The sequence below is a fragment of the Cellulomonas sp. HD19AZ1 genome, assembly GCF_004535805.1.
In the GTDB taxonomy this organism is placed as follows: Bacteria; Actinomycetota; Actinomycetes; order Actinomycetales; family Cellulomonadaceae; genus Cellulomonas; species Cellulomonas iranensis.
Window position 1 is genome coordinate 471,677 of the sequence record NZ_SPHX01000001.1, and the last position, 21,695, is coordinate 493,371.

Below are 21,695 nucleotides of genomic sequence, written 5' to 3' on the forward strand. Positions count from 1 at the left end.
CGCCGGCCCGCGGTGGGGGCACCGCGTGACCGCGGGAGGTGCGGGTGCAGGTGCAGACGTCCGACGGGTCCGAGGCCAGCACGGGACGCCACGGTCGGCGGCGACGGGGCCGCCCGCGCACGGTCGCGCTCGCGGCGGCCCTCGCCGTCGCGCTCACGGCCTCGTGCTCGTGGGGCACGGCACCCGACGGCGACGGCGCCTCGGCGCCGACGGCGTCGGCGCCCGCGGCTCCCGTCAGCCCCGCCGTGCAGGCGCCCCCGCCGGCGTCGGTCGTCACGGGCGACGACGTGCAGGCGGCCCTCGCGACGTCGAGCACGTTGCTGGCGTCGGCCCCCGTCGCGGTGCTCGCGCCCGGCGGTGACACCGCCGCGACGCTCACCGCCGCGAGCGCCGCCGTCGCCGTCGGTGCGCCTGTGCTGCTCACGGCCGACGGCGCGGACGTCGCGGGCGAGCTCGACCGCCTGGGCGCCACCCACGTGCTCACGGTCGGGGGAGTGCCCGCGGACGCGCTGCCCGACGGCACGGTCGTCGTCGCGGTCGCTCCCGGCGCCGACGCCGACGCGCTCGCCGCCGCCACGGGCGCGACGTTCGGCGCCCCGGTGCCGGTCGCGGCCGGCGACGAGGCCGCCGCGGTGCGTGCGCTCGAGGGTCCCGAGCCCGCCGTGCTGCTCGCGGACGACGCCCCGGCGGCCGATCCCGCGGCGACCGCGTCCGCTGCTCCGGGTGGCGGCGCGACCGCCGCGGCCACGACGCCCACCGGCACCGCGGACACGCTGCCCGCGACCGCGCCGGTGACCGCCGACGGCGTCGTCGCGCTCGCGGACGGCCCCGTGCCGCCCGCCGCGGCGGCGACGCTGCGCGCGCTGGGCGTCGCCGTGCTCGACGTCCCGGGCGGCGACCCGCGCGCGACGTCCGCCACGGTGCAGGCCGTCGCGTCGGCCGACCCGACGGCGGTGATCGCCTACGGCGACACGTTCGGCACGGCGGAGCTCCTCGCGGCGCGCGTCGCGACCGCGCGGACGGGCGTCGAGCTGCCCGGCGGCGGTCAGCTCGTGTTCCCGGCCGTCGCCGGGCAGCCCGGCAAGAAGTACGTCGCGCTGTACGGCACGCCCGGGTCGGGGGCGCTCGGCGTGCTCGGCGAGCAGGACGTGCCGGCGACGATCGCGCGCGCCGAGCAGCACGCCGCCCCCTACCGCGGGCTCACGGCCGACACCGTGGTGCCCGCGGTCGAGATCATCGCGACGATCGCGTCGAGCGGGCCCGAGGCTGACGGCAGCTACTCGCGCAAGCGGCCCGTCGAGGACCTGCGCCCGCTGGTCGAGGCGGCCGGCGCCGCCGGGCAGTACGTGGTGCTGGACCTGCAGCCCGGCCGGCAGGACTTCGTCGCGCAGGCGCAGGCCTACGCCGACCTGCTCGCGCTGCCGCACGTCGGGCTCGCGCTCGACCCCGAGTGGCGGCTCGCGCCCGACCAGGTGCACCTGCGGCAGATCGGCTCGGTGGGGATCGACGAGGTCAACGCGACGGCGGCGTGGCTCGCGGGGTTCACGCGCGAGCGCGGCCTGCCGCAGAAGATGTTCGTGCTGCACCAGTTCTCGCTGCGCATGATCACCGAGCGCGAGCGTCTCGACACGTCCCACGACGAGCTCGCGCCCCTGATCCACGTCGACGGGCAGGGCAGCCAGCCCGCCAAGGCCGGCACGTGGGCGACGCTGCGCAACGGCGCACCGCAGGTGCACTGGGGCTGGAAGAACTTCTACGACGAGGACGTGCCGATGCTCGACCCGGCGCAGACGTACCAGGTGCAGCCGGTGCCGGACCTCGTCACCTACCAGTAGGCGCGCCCCCCGGTGGTCCCACCGGCTCGGCTGCGCGGCCATGGCGGTCGCGGGTCTAGCGTGGGCGTGTGACCGAGATCTCCACGGCCGGTGTGCGCATCGGCGTCCAGCTCCAGCCCCAGCACGCCGCGTACGGCCAGATCCGCGACGCGGTGCTGCGCGCCGAGGACCTCGGCGTCGACGTGATCTTCAACTGGGACCACTTCTTCCCGCTGTACGGCGACCCCGACGGCCTGCACTTCGAGTGCTGGACGATGCTCGCGGCGTGGGCCGAGCAGACCGAGCGCGTCGAGCTTGGCGCGCTCGTGACGTGCAACTCGTACCGCAACCCCGAGCTGCTGGCGGACATGGCCCGCACGGTCGACCACATCAGCGACGGCCGCCTGATCCTCGGCATCGGCGCGGGCTGGTTCCAGCGCGACTACGACGAGTACGGGTACGAGTTCGGCACGGCGGGCTCGCGCATCGCGGACCTCGCGCAGGCGATGCCGCGCATCAAGGACCGGTGGGCGCGGCTCAACCCGGCGCCCGTGCGGGACATCCCCGTGATGATCGGCGGTGGCGGCGAGCGCAAGACGCTGCGCGTCGTGGCCGAGCACGCCGACATCTGGCACTCGTTCGGCGACGTCGAGACGCTGCGCCGCAAGAGCGCGATCCTCGACGAGCACGGCGCCGCCGTGGGCCGCGACACCGCGACGCTCGTCGAGCGGTCCGCGGCCGTCGACGGCCAGGACCCGGCCGACGCCGGGGACGCGATGCTCGCTGCGGGCGTGCGGCTGCTGACGACGAGCGCGAGCGGCCCCGACTACGACCTGTCGCTCACGCAGAAGTGGGTGCGCTGGCGCGACGAGCGCCGCTGAGCGCGCGCTGACGCGGGCCTGCGTCGTCGCACCCGGATCCCCGGGGTGCCCTCGGACGCGGGCGTCGCCGGGCGCCGACGTCCGCCCGGACGCCCGCGCGCCGACCCGCGCGCCCACGTCTAGGCTCGGTGCCGATGGACGACCCGACGACCGCCCCGCCCGACGGGCCGCGCCCGCCCGCCGAGCCGGCCGCCGCCCCGACCGTCGGGTCCCGGCACCGGGTGGCCCGCGCGGTGCGCGCCGTGCGGGCGTGGCGGCCCCGGCGGCCGAGGCACGGCTGGTGGCCCGCCGTGGGGCTCGTCGCGCTCGCGGCGGTCGCGTCCGTCGTGTTCGGCGTCACGACCGCGTCGGTGCAGTCGGCGCTGGGGCCGCACGTCACGCGGTACGACGTCACGACCGACTCGACCGTGACGATCGACTTCGGACCGCTCGGCACGCTGCAGATCGACTCGCCGCTGCCGCTCACGCTCGGTGTGCGCGCCACGGTGCAGGAGATCCCGTCGTCGGTCACCGAGCTCGGCGAGGCCCGCACGCTGCAGGCGCTGAGCAACGACCTGTCCGCGTACGTGCAGTTCTTCTCGGGCCCCGCCGCCGCGATCCGTGACATCGCGGTCGCGCTGGTCAGCGACGCGGCGTTCCGTGCCGCGTCGGCGTTCGTCGTGCTCGTCGTCGCGTGGTGGGTGCTGCGCGCGCTGCTCGGCGTCGCGCGCCGCGACGAGCTCGCGCGCTGGCTCGGCGCTCACGCACGGCCCGTGACCGCCGGATCGCTCGCGCTCGTGCTCGGCGCGACCGTGCTCACGTCGAGCGTCGGGCCCGGCGACCGGCCGTCGCAGGCGCACCTGTCGTCAGCGGTGTTCGACGGCACGCCGCTCGCGGGGGCGCGCGTGACCGGTCGGCTCGGCGGCGTCATCGACACGTACGGCGCGTACGCGGTCGACGCGTGGCGGCAGAACGAGACCTTCTACCGCGACGCCGACGCGGCCCTCGTCGCGGCGTGGCGGCAGTGGGAGGACGACGGGTCCGCGCAGTCCGCCGACGACCCGGACGCCGGGTCGCAGGCCGTGCCGGGGGGCGACGGCGAGCCCGGGACTGACGCCGCGGACGCCGACGCCGCCGGGGGCACCGACGCCGCCGGGGGAGACGCTGCCGGAACGGGCGGCTCCGACGGCCCTGACGCAGCCGACGCCGACCCGGAGCAGGGCGCGGCCGCCGCCGGCGACGAGCCGACCGGCACGCCGACGCGCAACCCCACGCCGACCCCGTCGCCCGAGGTCGAGCCGGTCGTCCTCGTGGTCGTGTCCGACCTGCACTGCAACGTCGGCATGGCCTCCCTCATCGGCACGCTCGCCGACCTCGCGGGCGCCGACGCCGTGCTCGACGCGGGCGACACCACCATGAACGGCACGTCGGTCGAGCAGTACTGCGTGACGTCGTTCGCGCGCGCCGTCCCGGCCGGCGTGCGGCTGGTCACGTCGCCCGGCAACCACGACTCGCGCGAGACCACTGCGATGTACGCGCGCGCCGGGGCCACGGTCCTGGACGGCGGCGTCGTCGACGTCGCGGGCGTGCGGATCCTCGGCGACCACGACCCGAAGGAGACGCGCGTGGGCGCCGGGGGCACCGCGGCGGCGTCCGCCGAGACGCCCGCCGAGATGGGTGAGCGGCTCGCCGAGGTCGCGTGCGAGGCGGGCGACGTCGACCTGCTGCTCATCCACACGCCGACCGTCGGCGACGCGGCGCTCGAGGAGGGCTGCGTGCCCGCACAGGTGTCGGGGCACTACCACCGGCGCGTCGACCCCGAGCAGGTCGGCCTGGGGATCCGGTACATCTCGTCGAGCACGGCCGGCGCCACGCTCAACCAGCCGACCGTTGGGCCGCTGCGCGGCACGGCGCAGCTGACCGTCCTGCGGTTCGACCCGCAGGAGCGGCGCATGCTCGACTACCAGGTCGTCGAGGTGACCCCCCAGGCGACCGTGACGGTGAACCCGCGCCGGCCCTGGCCGCGCGTGGTCGACCCGCAGGACGACGCGCTGAACCCCTGGGCGCCGCCCGCGGGGGAGGGCGCCGCGGACGACGCCAACCAGCCGCCCGAGGCCCCGCTCGCGCCGCCCGCGCAGGACGACGGCACGGACGGCGCCCCGGCGGGCTGAAGCGCTTCGGTCGGATGAGAAACGCCCTCGGGGGTTGCGCGACCGCGCACCGGGGTGCTGGCCTGGGTGCTGCGCGCGCACCCGGCACGTCGTCGTGCCGGCGCCCGCGCGGCGTGAGGGGGTGGGCGTGCGACGGCTGTTGGTCGGCGTGGTCGCGGCCGTCGTGCTGCTCGCGGGGGCCGGGCCGGCGCTCGCGGGCCCCGGCGAGGACGTGCTGCGACCCGGTGAGCACCTGGAGCCCGGGCAGGCGCTCCTCGCGCCCGGTGGCGTGCACAGCCTCGTCGTGCAGCCGGACGGTGCCCTCGGGCTGTACGCGGGCGACGGCACCGCGCCGCGGTGGTCGTCCGGCCGCGGCGTCGCGGGCTCGGCGCTGACGACCGGCGCGACCGGCGACGTGCGGCTCGTCGCGCCCGACGGCACGCTCGTGTGGAGCACCGCGACGGGCGGGTCGGGCGGCACGCTGCGGGTCCGGGACGACGGCGAGGTCGTCGTGACCGACCCCGCCGGCGCGGTCGTGTGGAGCGCGGGCACGGCCCAGGCGCCGTCGACGCTCGACGGCCCCGCGCGGCTCACGGCCGACGCGGTGCTGTCGTCGCCGGACGGGCGGTACACGCTGCTCGTCGTGCCCGGCGCGGGTGTGCAGCTGCAGGGACCCGACGGGAGCGTGCGGTGGGCACCCGGGACCGAGGCCGCCCCGGCACGGCCGGACGCGCCCGCGCCGACGACCGCCGTCGCGCTCGAGCTGCGCGCGGACGGCAACCTGGTCGCGGTCGACGAGGACGGCGACCGCGTGTGGCGCTCGCGGACCGCGGGCCTGGGTGCGAGGTCGCTCGCGGTCGGCGACGACGGGACGCTCGTGCTGCGCGACGACGCGGGCGACGCGGTGTGGAGCTCGGGCGCACCCGTCGGGCCGTCGACCCTCGACCCGGGCGGCGAGCTCGCACCGGGTGCGTCGCTGGGCTCGCCGTCGGGGCACCTGGGCCTCGTGGTGCGCGACGGCGCGCTCGTCGCGACGTGGGACGGCGAGGACGTCTGGACGTCGGGCGACGTCGGGGGCGCGCTCGTCCGGCTGCAGCCGGACGGCAACCTCGTGCTGGTCGACCGGGACGGGACGCCGGTGTGGGGCACGGCGACGGCCGGGCACGACGGCGCGCGCCTCGTGCTCGAGGAGGCCGCGGTGCTGCTCGTCGGGCCGCAGGGCGGCGTGCTGTGGCAGGTCGCGGTGCCCGCGGACCGCGTCCCGGCGGGCGTGCGACCCGCCGACTGCGCCCGGGTCGACGGGCCCGTGCCCGAGGCCGACACGGTCCGCACGCGGTCCGGGATCCGCGTGCACGCGTGCCTGGCCGAGGCGGTCGACGCGCTTGTCGAGGCGGCGCGCGCCGACGGCGTCGTGCTGGGCGGCGGCGGGTGGCGCAGCCCCGACCAGCAGGTCGCGCTGCGCCGCGCGCACTGCGGCCCGTCCGACCACGACGTGTACGACAAGCCCGCGTCGCAGTGCTCGCCGAGCACCGCGCGGCCGGGGGCCTCGCGGCACGAGCGCGGGCTCGCGATCGACTTCACGAGCGGCGGCCGGACGCTCGGCGCCGGCTCGGCGGCGTACGCGTGGCTCGTCGAGCACGCGGAGGCGTACGGGCTCGAGAACCTGCCCGGGGAGCCCTGGCACTGGAGCGTCGACGGCTCGTGAGCCCCCTACGCTGGGGCCCGTGAGCCAGAGCCCTGCACCCCTGACCGCGGTGAGCCAGGACTACCTCAAGGTGATCTGGGGCGCCCAGGAGTGGTCGGACGTGCCCGTGACGACCGGGCTGATCGCCGGTCGCCTGGGGGTGGGCGCCTCGACCGTGTCGGAGACCGTGAAGCGGCTCGCGGACGCGGGCCTCGTGACGCACCGGCCCTACGGCGCGGTCGAGCTGACGGACGCGGGGCGCGCGCACGCGGTCGCGATGGTGCGTCGGCACCGGCTCATCGAGACGTACCTCGTCGAGCGGCTCGGGTACGGCTGGGACGAGGTGCACGACGAGGCCGAGGTGCTCGAGCACGCGGTGAGCGACCGGTTCGTCGAGCGGGTCGCCGACGTGCTGGGGCACCCGGACCGGGACCCCCACGGGGACCCGATCCCGGCGGCCGACGGCACCGTGCACCTGCCCGACGCGCACCCGATGTGGGAGGTCCCGGCGGGGGAGTACCGGGTCGCGCGGATCTCGGACGCCGACCCCGAGCTGCTGCGCTACCTCGAGGACGTCGGCCTGGTGCTGGACGCGCCGGTGCAGCTCGACGAGCGGCGCGCGGTCACGGGCACCGTGAGCGTGCGGGTCGACGGCGCGGCCGACCGGGTCGAGCTGGGCGAGGTCGCGGCCGGGGCGATCTGGCTCGCGCCGCGCGGCTGACGTACCCTCGACGTCATCCCCGCGTGTGGCCGACGGCGTCCTCCCGCCCTGCGTCGAATCGATTCGAGGACCGGCCGTGACCGCCACCGCCCCCACCGCGCCGCGCGTCGGCGAGCCCGGCACGCGCACCGGCGCGGCGCTGTTCGCGCTCGCCCTCGGCGGGTTCGGCATCGGCACCACCGAGTTCGCCACCATGGGCCTGCTGCCCGAGATCGCGCACGACCTCGACGTCACGATCCCCGTCGCGGGCCACGCGATCACCGCGTACGCGCTGGGCGTCGTGCTCGGCGCACCCACGCTCGCGGCGCTCGGCGCACGGCTCGACCGACGCCGGCTGCTCCTGCTCCTCATGGTCGCGTTCACCGTCGGCAACGTGCTCTCGGCGTTCGCGCCGACCGCCGAGACCCTCGTCGCCGCGCGCCTGCTCGCCGGGCTCCCGCACGGCGCGTTCTTCGGCGTCGGCGCCGTCATGGGCACCGCCGTCGTCGGGCCCGAGCGCCGCGGGCGCGCCGTCGCCGCGATGATGACGGGGCTGACGGTCGCGTGCGCGGTCGGCGTGCCGCTCACGGCCGTCGTCGGCCACGCGGTCGGGTGGCGGTCGGCGTTCGTCGCCGTCGGCGTCATCGGCGTCCTCACGCTGCTCGCGCTGCGCGCCTGGACGCCGTCGCTGCCGTCCGACCCCGCCGCCAGCGTGCGCACCGAGCTCGCGGCCGTCCGCAACCGCCAGCTGTGGGTCGCGTTCGCCGCGGGGGCCGTCGGGTTCGGCGGCATGTTCTCGGTCTACTCGTACGTCAAGCCGCTGCTCACCGACGTCACGGGGCTCGACGTCGGGCTCGTGCCGCTCGTGCTCGCGCTCTACGGCGTCGGCATGACCGCCGGCACGCTCGTCGGCGGTCGGCTCGCGGACCGGTCCGTGCTCGGCACCGTGATCGCCGGCATGGTCGCCACGATCGTCGTGCTCGTGCTCATCGCGCTCGTCGGGCCCTGGGCCTGGGCCGCCGTGCCCGCGATCGTGCTGCTCGGCGTGACGTCGCAGGTGCTCGGGCTGTCGTTGCAGACGCGCCTCATGGACGTCTCGCCCGACGCGCCGTCCCTCGGTGCCGCCCTGTGCCACTCGGCGCTCAACCTCGGCAACGCCGCCGGCGCGTTCCTCGGCGGTCTCGTCATCGCGGCCGGCTGGGGGCTGCTCGCCCCCGCGTGGGTGGGCGCTGCGCTCACCGCCGTCGGCCTGGTCGTCGTGCTCACGGCGGGGCGCACGCCCCCGCCCGCGACGACGCACGCCGCGGCCCCCGCGTCAGCGGCGCCGGCGCCGGGTGCCGAAGATCGTCCGCGTGATCTCCCGGCCGAGCTGGGTGCCCGCTGACCTGAGGAACGCGTCCAGCGGGTCGGCACCCCGGCCCCGCGCGGTCCCGCTGCGCGCCCGCTCGGTGCGCGCCCGCTCGCGCTCGGCCCGCGCCGCCTCCTGCTCCGCCGCGCGCGCGTCGCGCTCCGCCCGGTCGGCCGCGTCGGCGGCGGCCCGCTCGGCGTCGGCGTGCGCCATGCGGGCCTGCAGCAGCTCGCGCGCCGACTCGCGGTCCACGGGCTGCACGTACCGCGCCGCGACCGGCGACGCCGCCACGGTCGCGTGCACCGTCGCGGGCGCGGCGGGGGACATCGACGCCTCGGGTGCGTACAGGCGGGTCCACGCGACCGGCGTCGGCACGCCGCTCTCGCTCAGCACCGTCACGACCGCCTCGCCCGTGCCGAGCTGCTGCAGCACCCGCTCGAGGTCGTAGACCGACGCGGGGTAGGTGCGTGCCGCGGCCCGCAGCGCCGCCGCGTCGTCGGGCGTGAACGCGCGCAGCGCGTGCTGCACGCGGCTGCCCAGCTGCCCGAGCACGTCGGCCGGCACGTCCTTCGGGCTCTGCGTGACGAACACGATCCCGACCCCCTTGGAGCGGATGAGACGCACGGTCCGCACGACCTCGGCGAGGAACGCCTTCGACGCGTCGGCGAACAGCAGGTGCGCCTCGTCGAAGAAGAACACGAGCCGCGGCCGCTCGGGGTCGCCCACCTCGGGCAGCACCTCGAACAGCTCCGCGAGCAGCCACATGAGGAACGTCGAGAACAGCGCCGGGCGGTCCTGCACGCCGGGCAGCTCGAGCGCCGAGACCACGCCGCGCCCGTCCGGTGCGGTGCGCAGCAGGTCGGTCACGTCGAACGCCGGCTCCCCGAAGAACGCCCCGGCGCCCTGCGCCTCGAGCGCGACGAGCTGGCGCAGGATCACGCCGGCCGTCGCGGCCGACAGCCCCCCGATGCCCTTCAGCTCGGGCCTGCCCTCGTCGCTCGTCAGCCACTGCAGGGTCGTGCGCAGGTCGGCCAGGTCGAGCAGCGCGAGGCCCTGCCGGTCGGCCCAGTGGAACACCAGGCCCAGGCTCGACTCCTGCGTGGCGTTGAGCCCGAGGACCTTGGCCAGCAGCAGCGGCCCGAGGTCGGTCACCGTGGTGCGCAGCGGCACGCCGTCGCCCGCGCCGCCCAGCGCGTACAGCTCGACCGGGAAGCCCGTCGCCGCCCACTCCTGACCGAGGGCCGCGGTCCGGGCGGCGAGCCCCGGGGAGGTCGCGCCCGGCTCGGCCAGGCCGGTCAGGTCGCCCTTGACGTCGGCGACGAGCACGGGCACGCCGGCCGCCGACAGGCGCTCGGCCATGAGCTGCAGCGTGCGGGTCTTGCCCGTGCCGGTCGCGCCCGCCACGAGCCCGTGCCGGTTGAGCATCCCCAGCGGGAGCCGCACGACCGCGCCGGGCCGGGGCGTGCCGTCCTCGAGCAGGACACCCAGGTCGAGCGTGGGCCCCGCAGCGACGTAGCCCGCGGTCACGGCGCGCTCCAGGTCGGAGACGCCCGCGTCGGGCCCGCCCGGTGCGTCCGTCGTCGCCGACGCGGTCGCGTTCGGCGGGGACGTCGTGACGTCGTCGCCGGCCCCGCTCGGCGGGGAGTCCGTGACGTCGTCGCCCCCGGAACCGGCGGCGGCGCGGCGGGCGGCCGCGAGCGCGGCGGCCGCGGCGGCGGCCTCCGCCTCGGCGGCCTCGGCGCGGGCGCGCGCGGCGTCGGCCGTCGCGCGCGCCGCCGCGGCCTCGAGCCGCGCGAGCTCGGCGTCCGCGGTGGCTCCCGCGGGCGCGTCCGACGACCTGCCCGACGACGACGGCGTGCTGTCCGACATGACGTGATCCTAGGGACGAACCGGGCGCCGCGCCGGTCCGGGTGCGGGCCGCGGCGCCGGGCGACCGTGCGGCGTCGATAGGATTCCCGGGTGAGCGACCAGTCCTCGAACCCGACCCCCGACGACGTCCCGTTCCGCTACACCGCCGCCCTCGCGCAGGAGATCGAGCTGCGCTGGCAGGACGAGTGGGACCGGCGCGGCACGTTCCACACGCCCAACCCGGTCGGGGCGCTCACCGACGGCGCCGGACGGCACGCCGCGCCGGGCTCGCGCGCGTTCTTCGTCATGGACATGTTCCCGTACCCGTCGGGCGCGGGCCTGCACGTCGGGCACCCCCTGGGGTACATCGCGACCGACGTGGTCGGCCGCTACCGGCGCATGTGCGGCGACAACGTGCTGCACGCGCTGGGCTTCGACGCGTTCGGCCTGCCCGCCGAGCAGTACGCGGTGCAGACGGGGCAGCACCCGCGCGTGACGACCGAGGCGAACATCGCGATCATGCAGCGCCAGCTGCGCCGGCTGGGCCTCGCGCACGACCCGCGCCGCTCGTTCGCGACGATCGACCCCGAGTACGTGCGCTGGACGCAGTGGATCTTCCTGCAGATCTTCCAGTCCTGGTACGACGAGGACGCCGTGCGCCCCGACGGCGGCACCGGGCGCGCGCGCCCGATCGCCGAGCTCGTCGCCGAGTACGAGGCCGGCACGCGCGCGCTGCCCGCCGACGTCGAGGGCGTCACGCCGGGTGCGACGTGGGCCGACCTCGACGCCGCGACCCGCCGCCGCGTGATCGACTCGCGCCGCCTGGCGTACCTGTCCGACACGCCCGTGAACTGGGCGCCCGGGCTGGGCACCGTCCTGGCGAACGAGGAGGTCACGTCCGAGGGGCGCTCCGAGCGCGGCAACTTCCCGGTCTTCCAGCGCAACCTGCGCCAGTGGAACATGCGGATCACGGCGTACGCCGACCGCCTGACCGACGACCTCGAGCGCATCGACTGGCCCGAGAAGGTCAAGTCGATGCAGCGGCACTGGATCGGCCGCTCGACGGGTGCGCGCGTGCGCTTCGCGGTGCAGGGCGGCGAGCAGGTCGAGGTCTTCACCACGCGCCCGGACACGCTGTTCGGCGCGACGTTCCTCGTGGTCGCGCCCGAGCACGCGCTGCTCGACGAGGTGCCCGCGGCGTGGCCCGACGGCACGTCGAGCGCGTGGACCGGCGGGCACGCGACGCCGTCCGACGCGGTCGCCGAGTACCGCGCGCAGGCCGCCGCCAAGACGGCGCGCGAGCGCCAGCAGGACGCGGGCCGCAAGACCGGCGTCTTCACGGGCCACCTCGCCGTCAACCCCGTGAACGGCGCGCTGCTGCCCGTCTTCACCGCCGACTACGTGCTCATGGGCTACGGCACCGGCGCGATCATGGCGGTCCCGGGGGGCGACGAGCGCGACTTCCAGTTCGCCGAGGCGTTCGGGCTGCCCGTGGTCTACACGGTCGACGCGCCCGAGGGCACGCCGCCCGGCGCGCGCACGCACGACGGCCTGGTCGTCGGCTCGTCGAACGACGAGATCAGCCTCGACGGGCTCGACGTCGCGCAGGCCAAGGAGCGCATCGTCGCGTGGCTCGAGGCCAAGGGCGTCGGCGAGCGCACCGTCACCTACCGCCTGCGCGACTGGCTGTTCAGCCGGCAGCGCTACTGGGGCGAGCCCTTCCCGGTCGTCTACGACGAGGACGACACGCCGATCGCGCTGCCCGACTCGGCGCTGCCCGTCGAGCTGCCCGAGGTCCCCGACTTCTCGCCGCGCACCTACGACCCCGACGACGCCGACTCCGAGCCCGAGCCGCCGCTGGGCCGCAACACCGACTGGCTGCACGTCGAGCTCGACCTGGGCGACGGGCCCAAGACCTACCGGCGCGACGCCAACACCATGCCCAACTGGGCCGGCTCGTGCTGGTACCACCTGCGCTACCTCGACCCGCACGCCGACGACCGCCTGGTCGACCCCGCGCTCGAGGAGTACTGGATGGGTCCGGGCCACGGCTCGCAGCCCGCGGGCTCGCCCGGCGGCGTCGACCTGTACGTCGGCGGCGTCGAGCACGCCGTGCTGCACCTGCTGTACGCGCGGTTCTGGCACAAGGTCCTCTACGACCTGGGCCACGTGCGCAGCGCGGAGCCGTTCCACAAGCTGTTCAACCAGGGCTACATCCAGGCCTACGCGTACACCGACGAGCGCGGCGTTTACGTGCCCGCGGCCGAGGTCCTCGAGGACGAGGCGTCGCCCACGGGCTTCACGTGGGACGGCCAGCCCGTCAACCGCGAGTACGGCAAGATCGGCAAGTCGCTGAAGAACGCCGTGTCGCCCGACGAGATGTACGAGGCGTACGGGGCCGACACGCTGCGCGTCTACGAGATGTCGATGGGTCCGCTCGACCTGTCCCGCCCGTGGGAGACGCGCGCGGTCGTCGGGGCGCAGCGCTTCCTGCAGCGGCTTTGGCGCAACGTCGTCGACGAGACGACCGGTGAGCTCGTCGTCAGCGACGACGCGCCGTCCGCCGAGACGCTGCGCGTGCTGCACCGCACGATCGCCGACGTCCGCGAGGACATGGAGGCGATGCGCATCAACACCGCGATCGCCAAGCTCATCGTGCTCAACAACCACCTGACGACGCTCGAGCGTGCACCGCGCGCGGCCGTCGAGGCGCTCGTCGTCATGACGGCGCCGGTCGCGCCGCACATCACCGAGGAGCTGTGGGCCCGCCTGGGCCACGACGAGTCGGTCGTGCACGCGTCGTTCCCGCAGGCCGACCCGCAGCACCTCGTCGAGGACACCGTCACGTGCGTGTTCCAGGTGCAGGGCAAGGTCCGTGGGCGCGCCGAGGTCCCCACGTCGGTGACGGACGACGCGCTGCGCGAGCTCGCGCTCGCCGACGAGGGCGTGCAGCGCGCGCTCGCCGGGCGCGACGTGCGCACGGTCGTCGTCCGGGCGCCGAAGCTCGTCAACGTGGTGCCGGCCTGACCGGCACGCCGAGGGGCGCCGCGGCGGTGCCGCGCGTCGCGGTCGTGACCGACTCGACCGCGGCGCTCCCGCCCGCGCTCGCCGCGCAGGTCGGGCTGCACGTCGTCCCGCTCGACGTGAGCGTCGACGGCGCGCGCCACGTCGAGGGCGTCGACGTCACGCCCGAGCAGCTGCTGCAGGCGCTCGAGCGCGGCGCGAAGGTGACGACGTCGCAGCCGCCGCCGTCCGCGTTCGCCGCCGCCTACGAGCGCGCGGCGGCCGCGGGCGCGCACGAGATCGTCTCGGTGCACCTGTCGGGCGAGATGTCGGGGACCGTCCGGTCGGCACGCACCGCGGCGACCGTGAGCCCCGTGCCGGTGCGCGTCGTGGACTCGCGGAGCGCCGCCCTCGGTCTCGGCTTCGCGGCGCTCGCGGCGGCCCGGTGCGCCGCGACGCCGCTCGACGCGTCGGAGCTCGCCGGTCCTGACGCCACGGCGGCGCCGGCCGACGGTCGCGCGGCGGCCGTCCGGCGGTGGGTCGCGCGGGTCACGCGCCGTGAGCCCGACGCCGCGCCGACGTGGCCGGACGCCGAGCGGGTCGCGCGCGTCGCGGCGCAGGCGGCGCGCGGCACGCAGGTGTGGTTCCTCGTGGACTCGCTCGACCACCTGCGGCGCGGCGGACGCCTCGGCGCAGGTGCCGCGGCGCTCGGCACGGTCCTGGGTCTGCGTCCGCTGCTGTCGCTGCAGGACGGCCGGCTGGTCGTGGCCGAGAAGATCCGCACGCGGCGTGCGGCGCGCGAGCGGCTCGAGCAGGTCGCGGCCGCCGAGCTCGCCGCGCGACCTGCGGCACGCGTGGGCGTGCACCACGTGGGGCCCTCCGACGTCGCCGACGCGCTCGCCGCCCGGCTCGCGGCGACGCCGGGGGCGCGCGTGGTCGAGACGGTCGTGGCGGACGCCGGTGCGGTGCTCGCCGCGCACGTCGGCCCGGGCCTGCTGGCCGTGGTCGTCGCCGACGCCTGACGCCCGGCGAGCCGCCCACAGCACGATGGACGCGCCGCTCGCTCCCGCGAGGACGAGCGGCGCACCCGCCCGGCGGTCACGGTCCCTAGCGTCACGACGGTGCGTCCCGACCGTCCCCCCGTCCCGCCCGACGTCGCCCGGCGGCTCGCGGCCCTCGCGGCACCGCCGGCGACGCCCGTCGCGGACCGTCGCGACACGGGCTGGACGCCGCGACCCGTCGCCCCGGAGCCGTGGCACCCCGACGTCGCTGCCGCCCTCGCCGACGCGGCCGACCGGGTCGAGCGCCCGCCCGCGCCGCACCCGCCGCGCACGCGCTGGGCACCGTCCTGGCGGACCGTCGGCGCCGCGGTCCTCGTGCTCGCGCTCGCGGCGGGCGGCGTCGCGCTCCGGGCGTCGACGGCGCCCCGCGGCGACGCCGTCGAGCTGCCCGTGCCCGGGGCGGCGGTCCCGTCCGGCGCGAGCGGCCCGGCCCCCGCACCGGACGCCACCGCACCGGGCGGCGTCGTCGTGCACGTGGTCGGCGCGGTCGGGACCCCCGGGGTCGTGCGGCTCGACGCGGGCGCCCGGGTCGCCGACGCGCTCGCCGCGGCCGGCGGCGGCACGCCGGACGCGGACCTCGGGGCGCTGAACCTCGCGCGCACGGTGACCGACGGCGAGCAGCTCCGCTTCCCGGTCGTCGGCGAGCAGCTCGCCGCGGCGCCCGACGGCTCCGCGCCGGACGACGGGCTCGTCGACCTGAACCGCGCCGACGCGACCGCGTTGCAGGAGCTCCCCGGGGTCGGGCCCGTGCTCGCGGGTCGCATCGTCGAGCACCGCACCCGGACGCCCTTCACGAGCGTCGACGAGCTCGACGACGTCCCCGGCATCGGACCCGCGCTCATGGCCGACCTGCGTGCGCGGGTCCGCGTGTGAGCGCGTCGCCGTCGGCCGCGACGACCGCTGCGGACCTGCGCCTCGTGCCGCCGGCCGTCGCGGCGTGGGGTTCCGCGCTCGTCGTCACGCTCGCGCCCGGCGTCCTGCGACCCGCGGCGACCGGCGCGGGCTGGCTGCTGGCGGCCGCCGCTGCGGCGGTGCTCGCCGCGGCGGCGGGCCGCGTGGCGGGCGCGTCGAGCCCCCGGTGGCGTCGCGCGACCGCACCCGCCCCGCGCTCGGCGGGTCGCGGCCTGCCGGGGCGGGTCGCCCGGGTCGCGGCGCTCGCCCTCGCGACCGCCGCGGCCGTGCTGGTCGCGGGCGGTGCGCAGCGGGCGGCGGCGGAACCCGACGTGCTCGCCGCCGCGGCCGCCCGAGGAGACGCGGTCGAGCTGGTCGGACGTGTCGGCGCAGACGCGCGCGCCGTCACCGCGGGCTCCGCACCGCGCGAGCGCGTGACCGTCGCGGCCACCGCGGTGCGGGTCGACGGGGCGTGGCGGGCCGTCGCGGCGCCCGTGACCACGCTCGGTCCGGCCGGGCTCCCGACCGACGCGGTCGTGCGCCTGCGCGGGACGCTCGCCCCGTCCGACCGCGCGGGACGCGCGGCGGTGCGGCTGAGCGTGCGCGGGCCCGCGTCGGTCACGGCGGACCCGCGCACCGCGCACACGTGGGCGGAGCGCGTGCGTGCCGGTGCGCGGTCCGTCGCGGCTCCGCTGCCGCCCGACGTGCGCGGCCTGCTGCCCGCCGTGACGGTCGGCGACACGCGCGCCGTGCCCGAGGACCTGGTGGCGGCGATGCGCACCGCCGGGCTGACGCACGTGACGGCCGTGTCGGGCGCGCACTTCGCGATCGTGGGTGCGCTGGTCCTCGCGCTCGCCGGCGCGCTGCGGGCCCCGCTCGTGGTCCGTGCGGCCGCGGTCGCGGCGGCCGGTGGTCTGATGCTGCTCGTCGTCGGACCGCAGCCGAGCGTCGTACGGGCGGCAGTGATGGGAGGCGTCGGTCTGCTCGGGCTCGTCGTGGGACGCCGCTCCGTGGGACCCGCGGCGCTCGCCACGGCGGTCGTGGTGCTGCTGGTGGCCGACCCGTGGCTCGCCGTCGACGTGGGCTTCGGGCTGTCGGTCGCGGCGACGGCGGGCCTCGTGCTGCTCGCGCGCCCGCTCGTCGAACGGCTCGCCCCGCTGTGCGGCCGGGACGCCGCCGGCCTGCTCGCGGCACCCGTGGCCGCCCAGGTCGGGTGCCTGCCGGTCGCGCTGGCGGTGTGGCCCACGTTCGGGCCGTGGGCCGTGCTCGCCAACCTCGCCGTGGTGCCCGCGATCGCGCCCGCGACCGTGCTGGGGCTGCTCGCCGCGCTCGTCGCGACCGTGTGGCCACCCGGCGGCGCGGCGCTCGCCGCGGTCGCGGGCGCGGCGTGCTGGTGGGTGGCGGCGGTGGCGAGGTGGGTCGCGCGGCTGCCCGCCGCGGGTCTGGCGTGGTGGCCCGGTCCGGTCGGGGCCGCGAGCGCTGTCCTCGTGGTCGTGGCGGTGGCCGCGCTCGTGCGGCCCCGGCACGGGTGACCGGACGGCGCGCGGCGGTGTCGTCGGGGTCTGGCAGGCTGGACCCGTGGCAGCCCCCGCTCGTTCCTCCCGTGGCACCCCCGCGCGATCGGGTCGCGGCGGTGGCACCGCCGGGGTGCCGTGGTCGCAGGCCGAGCCCGCACCGGTCGTGCTCGTCAGCGGCGCCGAGGCGCTCCTGTCCGAGCGCGCGAGCGAGCGGATCGTCGCGCGCGTGCGCGAGACGGACCCCGACGTCGAGGTGACGCGCGTCGACGCCGCGACCTACGCGGCGGGAGAGCTCACGGTCCTCACCAGCCCGTCGCTCTTCGCCGAGGGCAAGGTCGTGCTCGTCGAGGGCGTCGAGCGCGCCGGGGACGCGCTCCTGCTCGACGCCGAGGCGTACCTCGCCGACCCTGTGCCCGACGTCGTCGTGGTGCTCCGCCACGGAGGCGGGCAGCGTGGCAAGCGCCTCCTCGACGCCGCGAAGCGGGCCCAGGTGCCGACCGTGGCGTGCGACCCCGTCAAGACCGACGCCGACAAGTCGGCGTTCGTGCAGGACGAGCTGAGGCGTGCCGGGCGCCGGGCCGACGCCCGGGGCGTGCGCGCCCTCGTCGACGCCGTGGGCTCCGACCTGCGCGAGCTCGCGGCCGCGTGCGCGCAGCTCGTCGCCGACACCACGGGCCTCATCGGCGAGGAGGCGGTGCAGCGGTACCACGGGGGGCGCGTGGAGGCCACGGGCTTCCAGGTCGCCGACGCCGCCGTCGCGGGCGACGCGGGCAAGGCCGTCGCCCTGCTGCGGCACGCGCTCGCGACGGGGCTGGACCCGGTCCCGATCGTCGCCGCCGTCGCGGCACGCCTGCGGACGCTCGCGAAGGTCGGTGCGGTCCGCGGCAGGGGAGCGGCTGCTGCGCGGGAGCTCGGCATGGCGCCGTGGCAGGTCGACCGCGCGGCGCAGGACCTGCGGCGGTGGACGCCCGAGGGTCTCGCGGTCGCCATCTCGGCGGTCGCGCAGGCCGACGCCGAGGTCAAGGGCGAGGGGCGCGACCCGCGGTTCGCGGTCGAGCGTGCCGTGCTCCGCGTCGCCGCCGCCGTCGACCGCTGAGGTCTGCGGAGGCGTCACGTCCCGGGGTAAGCGCGGGCTGCGAGCGGCTCGTCGTGCGTGCCTGCGCGTCACGGACCGCTGCGCGAGGCGTGACTCGGTGGCGTGCGGGATTCACCCGCCCGAGGTCACGGGCGGAAGGGTCGTCCGCCCTGCTGCCGCCCGGCGTCGCTGCCGACGGGCCTGTCGTCCGTCCGGTCCAGCACGCCCGCGCGCTCGATGAGGTTGCCCTGGAACAGCGTGAACCCGAGGTCGCGCGCCTGCCGCAGCTCGTCCGCGGTCTCGACGTACTCGGCCACGAGCATCGCGCCGAACGACCGCGCGACCCGCACGACGGGGTGGCCCTCGACGTCGAGGTCGCGGACGTCGACCTTGACGAAGTCGGCGTGGGGGAGCAGGCGTCGCTGCTCGGGGCGGTCCGCGAACGCGGGGATCGCGATGCGGAAGCCCTCCTCCCGCAGCCGGCGCAGCCCGGCGAGGGCCGCCGCGTCGACGTCGGCGGTCGCGCTCACCTCGATGACGAGCCGGTCCGGACGGTGGGGCACCGCGAGGTCCCCGACCAGGTGGGCGCGGGGGCAGCGCACGAACAGCAGCCGCCCGTGCGCGACGCGCTCCAGGTCGGCGCGACCGAACGTGGCGCCGAGCACGTGGTCGGTGGCCTGCTCGTGCTCGAGGGGGCCCCACTCCCGCGCGAGCTCGGGGTGGAGACCCGGGCCGCGGTACGACAGCTGATAGGCGAAGGGGCGGCCGTGCGTCGAGTAGATGCCCTGGCGCGCGACGAGCACGGGCGCGTGCGCCACGTGCTCCTGCCAGGCCTGCGCGAGCGAGCGCGGGATCGCGGCGTCGACCGCCGCCCCCAGCTGCGCGAGGACCGCGTCGGGCCCGTCCGATGTCATGGGGACTATGACACCACAGGTCGCACCGTGTGATCCCTCGGCCGCCGGGTGGAATCGTGGACCACTCGTCCGGGTGAACGCAGGGTCGCGGCGACGGTGTGCCGTGTGTCACCCTGTCCGCGACGGCCCGCCTGCCTGGAGGCCCGTCGGCATCGGTTCCCAGGAGATACGTAGACACCGGACAGGAGATACGACATGAAGGCTCTGGCCAGCGCACTCGCCGCTCTCGCGGTCGTCGGCTCGCTCGCGGTCGCCACGCCCGCCGTCTCGGCGTCCGCCTCGCTCAACGGTGGAGCGAGCGGCTGCTGCAAGGACTTCCACTGATCTGATCGATCCGTGGGTCGCGGCGTCACGCACGGGCGTGGCGCCGCACCCGCGTGGACGCGCCGGGACGATGGGGTCTGGCGCACCCAGAGGTCATACGTACAATGACTTCTCATGACGACTATCGGTGACCGTGTCCGCGAGGCGCGGTTGGCCGCTGGGCTCTCCCAGACGGCCCTGGCGGGCAGCGCGTTCTCGCCCAGCTACATCTCCCTCATCGAGGCCGGGCACCGCGAGCCGACGGACGCCGCGCTCGGCGTGCTGGCCGAGCGGCTCGGCACCACGCTCGAGTTCCTCAAGCACGGCGAGGACGGCCCCAACGAGGCCCGCACGCGACTCGAGCTCGACTACGCGCGGCTGGACCTGGCCAGCGGGGACGCGGCTGGCACCGTCCAGCGGATCGTCGGGCTCGACCTCTCGGTCGTGACGCCCACGCTGCGCATCGAGGCGCACACCACGCTCGCACGCGCGCACGAGCTGCTGGGTGAGCTCGAGACCGCGATCGCGCTCCTGGAGCCGTTGCTCCTCGAGACGCAGCAGCGCCCGGACCACCTGCGCGCGGCGACCCTCACGACCGCGCTCGTGGGCTGCTACCTCGAGGCAGGGGACCTGCACCGCGCGGTCGAGGTCGGGGAGCGCACGCTCGCCGAGCTGGACGGCGCCGACCTCGTCGGCACCGACGAGCACCTGCGCCTCGCGTCGACCGTGCTGTGGGCGTACGTCGAGCGGGGGGACCTGCTCTACGCGACGCACCGCGCGGCCGAGCTCGTGCGGCTCGCCGAGTCGCTCGGCACCCCCCGGGGGCGTGGCAGCGTCTACTGGAACGCCGCGCTCGTCGCGGAGCAGCGTCGCGACTACGAGCTCGCGCAGCGCTACACCGAGCGCGCGCTCGCACTGCTCTCGGAGGGTGAGCCGGACCGCGACCTGCCGCGGCTGCGCGTCAACTACGCGTGGCTCCTGCTGCGTTCGGACCCGGCGGACCCGCGTGGTGCGCTCGAGCAGATCGAGCGGGCCGAGCCGGGGCTGACGGCGGTCGGGTCGGCGCTCGACGTCGCGCGGCTGCAGGTCGAGCGCTCGCGCGCGCACCTGCTGCTCGGCGACCGTGCCGCGGCCGAGACGGACGCGCGGGCGGCGCTCGCGGGTCTGGGGGACGCGCCGCGTCTGGAGGCGGCCACGGCCCGGATCGCGCTCGGCGACGTGCTCGACGCGCAGGGCGACCACGACGGGGCTGCCGACGCGTACCAGCGCGGTGCCGACATGCTCGGCATGATGGCGGCGACCCGGCACTCGGCGGGCGTCTGGCGTGACCTGGGCGACCGGTACCTGCGGCGCGGTGACGTCGAGGCCGCGGCCCGGGCCTTCGACCGCGCGTTGCGCGAGGCCGGCTTCCAGCCGTCGGTCCCGGCGGGCGTGCCGCGCGAGACGTGGGCGCTGGAGAGCTGAGGCGGCGCCGACGCACGAACGCCGGAAGGGCGGCACCCCCGCGGGGGTGCCGCCCTTCCGGCGTTCGTGCGGTCACCGCGAGGTGACCGTGCGCGCAGGTGGAAGCTGCGCGGCGGGCTCAGAGGCCGTTGACGGCCTTCGCCAGCGCCGACTTGCGGTTCGCGGCCTGGTTGGCGTGGATCACGCCCTTCGACACGGCCTTGTCGAGCTTGCACGAGGCGACCGTGAGCGCGGTCGCGGCAGCCTCCTTGTCGCCACCGGCGACGGCCTCGCGGACGCGACGCACGTACGTCTTCAGCTCCGACTTGACGGCCTTGTTCCGCAGCCGGGCCTTCTCGTTCGTGCGGATGCGCTTGATCTGGGACTTGATGTTCGCCACGTGTGGACTCTCTTTGTGTTCGCCGAAGCGATCTGACAGGTCGTAGAGGGCGTGCGCAGCGCCGGGACTGGGGCGTGGGGACACCCTCGGGAAAGGCCTGCGCGTGTGTCCACACCGACCCGGAGCGGACACGCAACTGACGATGCTACCAGCCGTGCAGCCGTGCGGCGGCGCGCACCACGGCGTCGTAGCGCCGCCGGTCGAGCGCGGCGCCCTCGCGGCGCACCGCGTCGGCGGGCAGGCGCAGCACGCGGTCGAGCCGGACCTCGCTCGGCCGCCCGCGGGGGTCCCACGCGCCCGTGCCGACGTCGAGCCACGTCCGGCCGTGCCGTGCCTCGTCCGCGGCGTCGCGGTCGTGGTCCTTGCTCGTGAGCATGAGCGCGACGATCACGGGGCCCTCGACGGCCAGCACGAGGACGGGGCGGTCCTTGCCGCGCGTGGCGTCCTCCTCGTAGGGCACCCACGTCCAGACGACCTCGCCGGGGTCGGGCCGGCCGTCGTCGCGCGGCGCGTACGCGGGTCGGACGCCCCCGCCCGACGGCGTGGTCGCAGCGCCTCCCGCGGACGGCGCGGAAGGGCCGGGTCGGGTCTGCGGCGCCCGCTCGCGCGTCGGCGCGAGCAGGGCACGCGTGGCCTGCCGCAGCAGTCCCGCCAGTCGTCCGGTGCGCACGTCCAGGAGCCTAG

17 protein-coding genes are annotated in these 21,695 nt (G+C 77.0%); 13 read left to right on the plus strand and 4 right to left on the minus strand.

The annotated features are described in order from the left end of the window. The first annotated feature begins 44 nt into the window (after positions 1-44). The 6 genes from E4A51_RS02160 (at position 45) to E4A51_RS02185 (ending at position 8,592) form a co-directional block, all read left to right on the plus strand. Positions 45-1,835 (plus strand): hypothetical protein, encoded by a 1,791-nt coding sequence (locus E4A51_RS02160; protein ID WP_240696342.1) that lies wholly within the window; start codon positions 45-47, stop codon positions 1,833-1,835. A 77-nt stretch (positions 1,836-1,912) separates the two neighbouring features. Then, entirely contained in the window at positions 1,913-2,695 is a 783-nt protein-coding gene (locus tag E4A51_RS02165; protein WP_134850890.1) for an LLM class F420-dependent oxidoreductase, read from the plus strand. Between the two features lie 134 nt (positions 2,696-2,829). Beyond that, the gene (locus E4A51_RS02170; protein ID WP_134850753.1) at positions 2,830-4,845 is read left to right on the plus strand and encodes a metallophosphoesterase; all 2,016 of its coding nucleotides are present in this window, start codon (positions 2,830-2,832) and stop codon (positions 4,843-4,845) included. 127 nt (positions 4,846-4,972) lie between these two features. Next, a complete protein-coding gene (locus tag E4A51_RS02175) occupies positions 4,973-6,529 on the plus strand; it encodes a D-alanyl-D-alanine carboxypeptidase family protein (protein ID WP_156442198.1) in 1,557 nt (518 codons plus the stop codon). A gap of 19 nt (positions 6,530-6,548) precedes the next feature. After that, complete coding sequence (locus E4A51_RS02180) at positions 6,549-7,229, plus strand: metal-dependent transcriptional regulator (RefSeq protein WP_046530623.1); 681 nt, start codon at positions 6,549-6,551, stop codon at positions 7,227-7,229. Between the two features lie 76 nt (positions 7,230-7,305). Further along, positions 7,306-8,592 carry an MFS transporter gene (locus E4A51_RS02185; RefSeq protein WP_070320917.1) on the plus strand — a complete coding sequence of 429 codons (1,287 nt, stop codon included), beginning with the start codon at positions 7,306-7,308 and terminating at the stop codon, positions 8,590-8,592. Here the strand turns inward: E4A51_RS02185 and E4A51_RS02190 are convergent. Beyond that, a complete protein-coding gene (locus E4A51_RS02190) occupies positions 8,524-10,425 on the minus strand; it encodes a helicase HerA-like domain-containing protein (protein ID WP_134850755.1) in 1,902 nt (633 codons plus the stop codon). The genes E4A51_RS02185 and E4A51_RS02190 overlap by 69 nt on opposite strands. Positions 10,426-10,515: 90 nt before the next feature. Here E4A51_RS02190 and leuS point away from each other — a divergent pair, with 90 nt between their 5' ends. From leuS to holA, 5 genes are all read left to right on the plus strand, one after another. After that, a complete protein-coding gene (leuS, locus tag E4A51_RS02195; RefSeq protein ID WP_134850756.1) occupies positions 10,516-13,431 on the plus strand; it encodes a leucine--tRNA ligase in 2,916 nt (971 codons plus the stop codon). Between the two features lie 44 nt (positions 13,432-13,475). Next, positions 13,476-14,429, plus strand: a complete 954-nt coding sequence (locus E4A51_RS02200) for a DegV family protein (protein WP_082740344.1) — start codon at positions 13,476-13,478, stop codon at positions 14,427-14,429. Positions 14,430-14,528: 99 nt separating this feature from the next. Next, positions 14,529-15,341: a ComEA family DNA-binding protein gene (locus tag E4A51_RS02205; protein ID WP_240696344.1), complete on the plus strand. Its 813-nt coding sequence runs from the start codon at positions 14,529-14,531 to the stop codon at positions 15,339-15,341. Then, the gene (locus E4A51_RS02210; protein WP_134850757.1) at positions 15,338-16,891 is read left to right on the plus strand and encodes a ComEC/Rec2 family competence protein; all 1,554 of its coding nucleotides are present in this window, start codon (positions 15,338-15,340) and stop codon (positions 16,889-16,891) included. The genes E4A51_RS02205 and E4A51_RS02210 overlap by 4 nt, the downstream gene beginning before the upstream one ends. 115 nt (positions 16,892-17,006) lie before the next feature. Next, the gene (holA, locus tag E4A51_RS02215; protein ID WP_046528679.1) at positions 17,007-17,972 is read left to right on the plus strand and encodes a DNA polymerase III subunit delta; all 966 of its coding nucleotides are present in this window, start codon (positions 17,007-17,009) and stop codon (positions 17,970-17,972) included. Between the two features lie 125 nt (positions 17,973-18,097). On the opposite strand, the gene E4A51_RS02220 is transcribed toward holA, so the two are convergent. Continuing rightward, positions 18,098-18,865, minus strand: coding sequence for an EAL domain-containing protein (locus E4A51_RS02220; RefSeq protein WP_070320963.1), 768 nt, complete (start codon positions 18,863-18,865; stop codon positions 18,098-18,100). Between the two features lie 195 nt (positions 18,866-19,060). Between E4A51_RS02220 and E4A51_RS18840 the strand changes: the two genes are divergently transcribed. Both E4A51_RS18840 and E4A51_RS02225 read left to right on the plus strand, forming a co-directional pair. After that, positions 19,061-19,189, plus strand: coding sequence for a hypothetical protein (locus E4A51_RS18840; RefSeq protein ID WP_255430519.1), 129 nt, complete (start codon positions 19,061-19,063; stop codon positions 19,187-19,189). A gap of 114 nt (positions 19,190-19,303) precedes the next feature. Beyond that, a complete protein-coding gene (locus E4A51_RS02225) occupies positions 19,304-20,632 on the plus strand; it encodes a helix-turn-helix domain-containing protein (RefSeq protein ID WP_134850758.1) in 1,329 nt (442 codons plus the stop codon). A 118-nt stretch (positions 20,633-20,750) separates the two neighbouring features. Here the strand turns inward: E4A51_RS02225 and rpsT are convergent, their stop codons facing one another. Further along, on the minus strand, positions 20,751-21,011 hold the full coding sequence (gene rpsT / locus E4A51_RS02230; protein WP_134850759.1) for a 30S ribosomal protein S20: 261 nt from the start codon (positions 21,009-21,011) through the stop codon (positions 20,751-20,753). Positions 21,012-21,156: 145 nt separating this feature from the next. Further along, positions 21,157-21,681: a type II toxin-antitoxin system PemK/MazF family toxin gene (locus E4A51_RS02235; RefSeq protein ID WP_233421163.1), complete on the minus strand. Its 525-nt coding sequence runs from the start codon at positions 21,679-21,681 to the stop codon at positions 21,157-21,159. Positions 21,682-21,695: the final 14 nt, after the last annotated feature.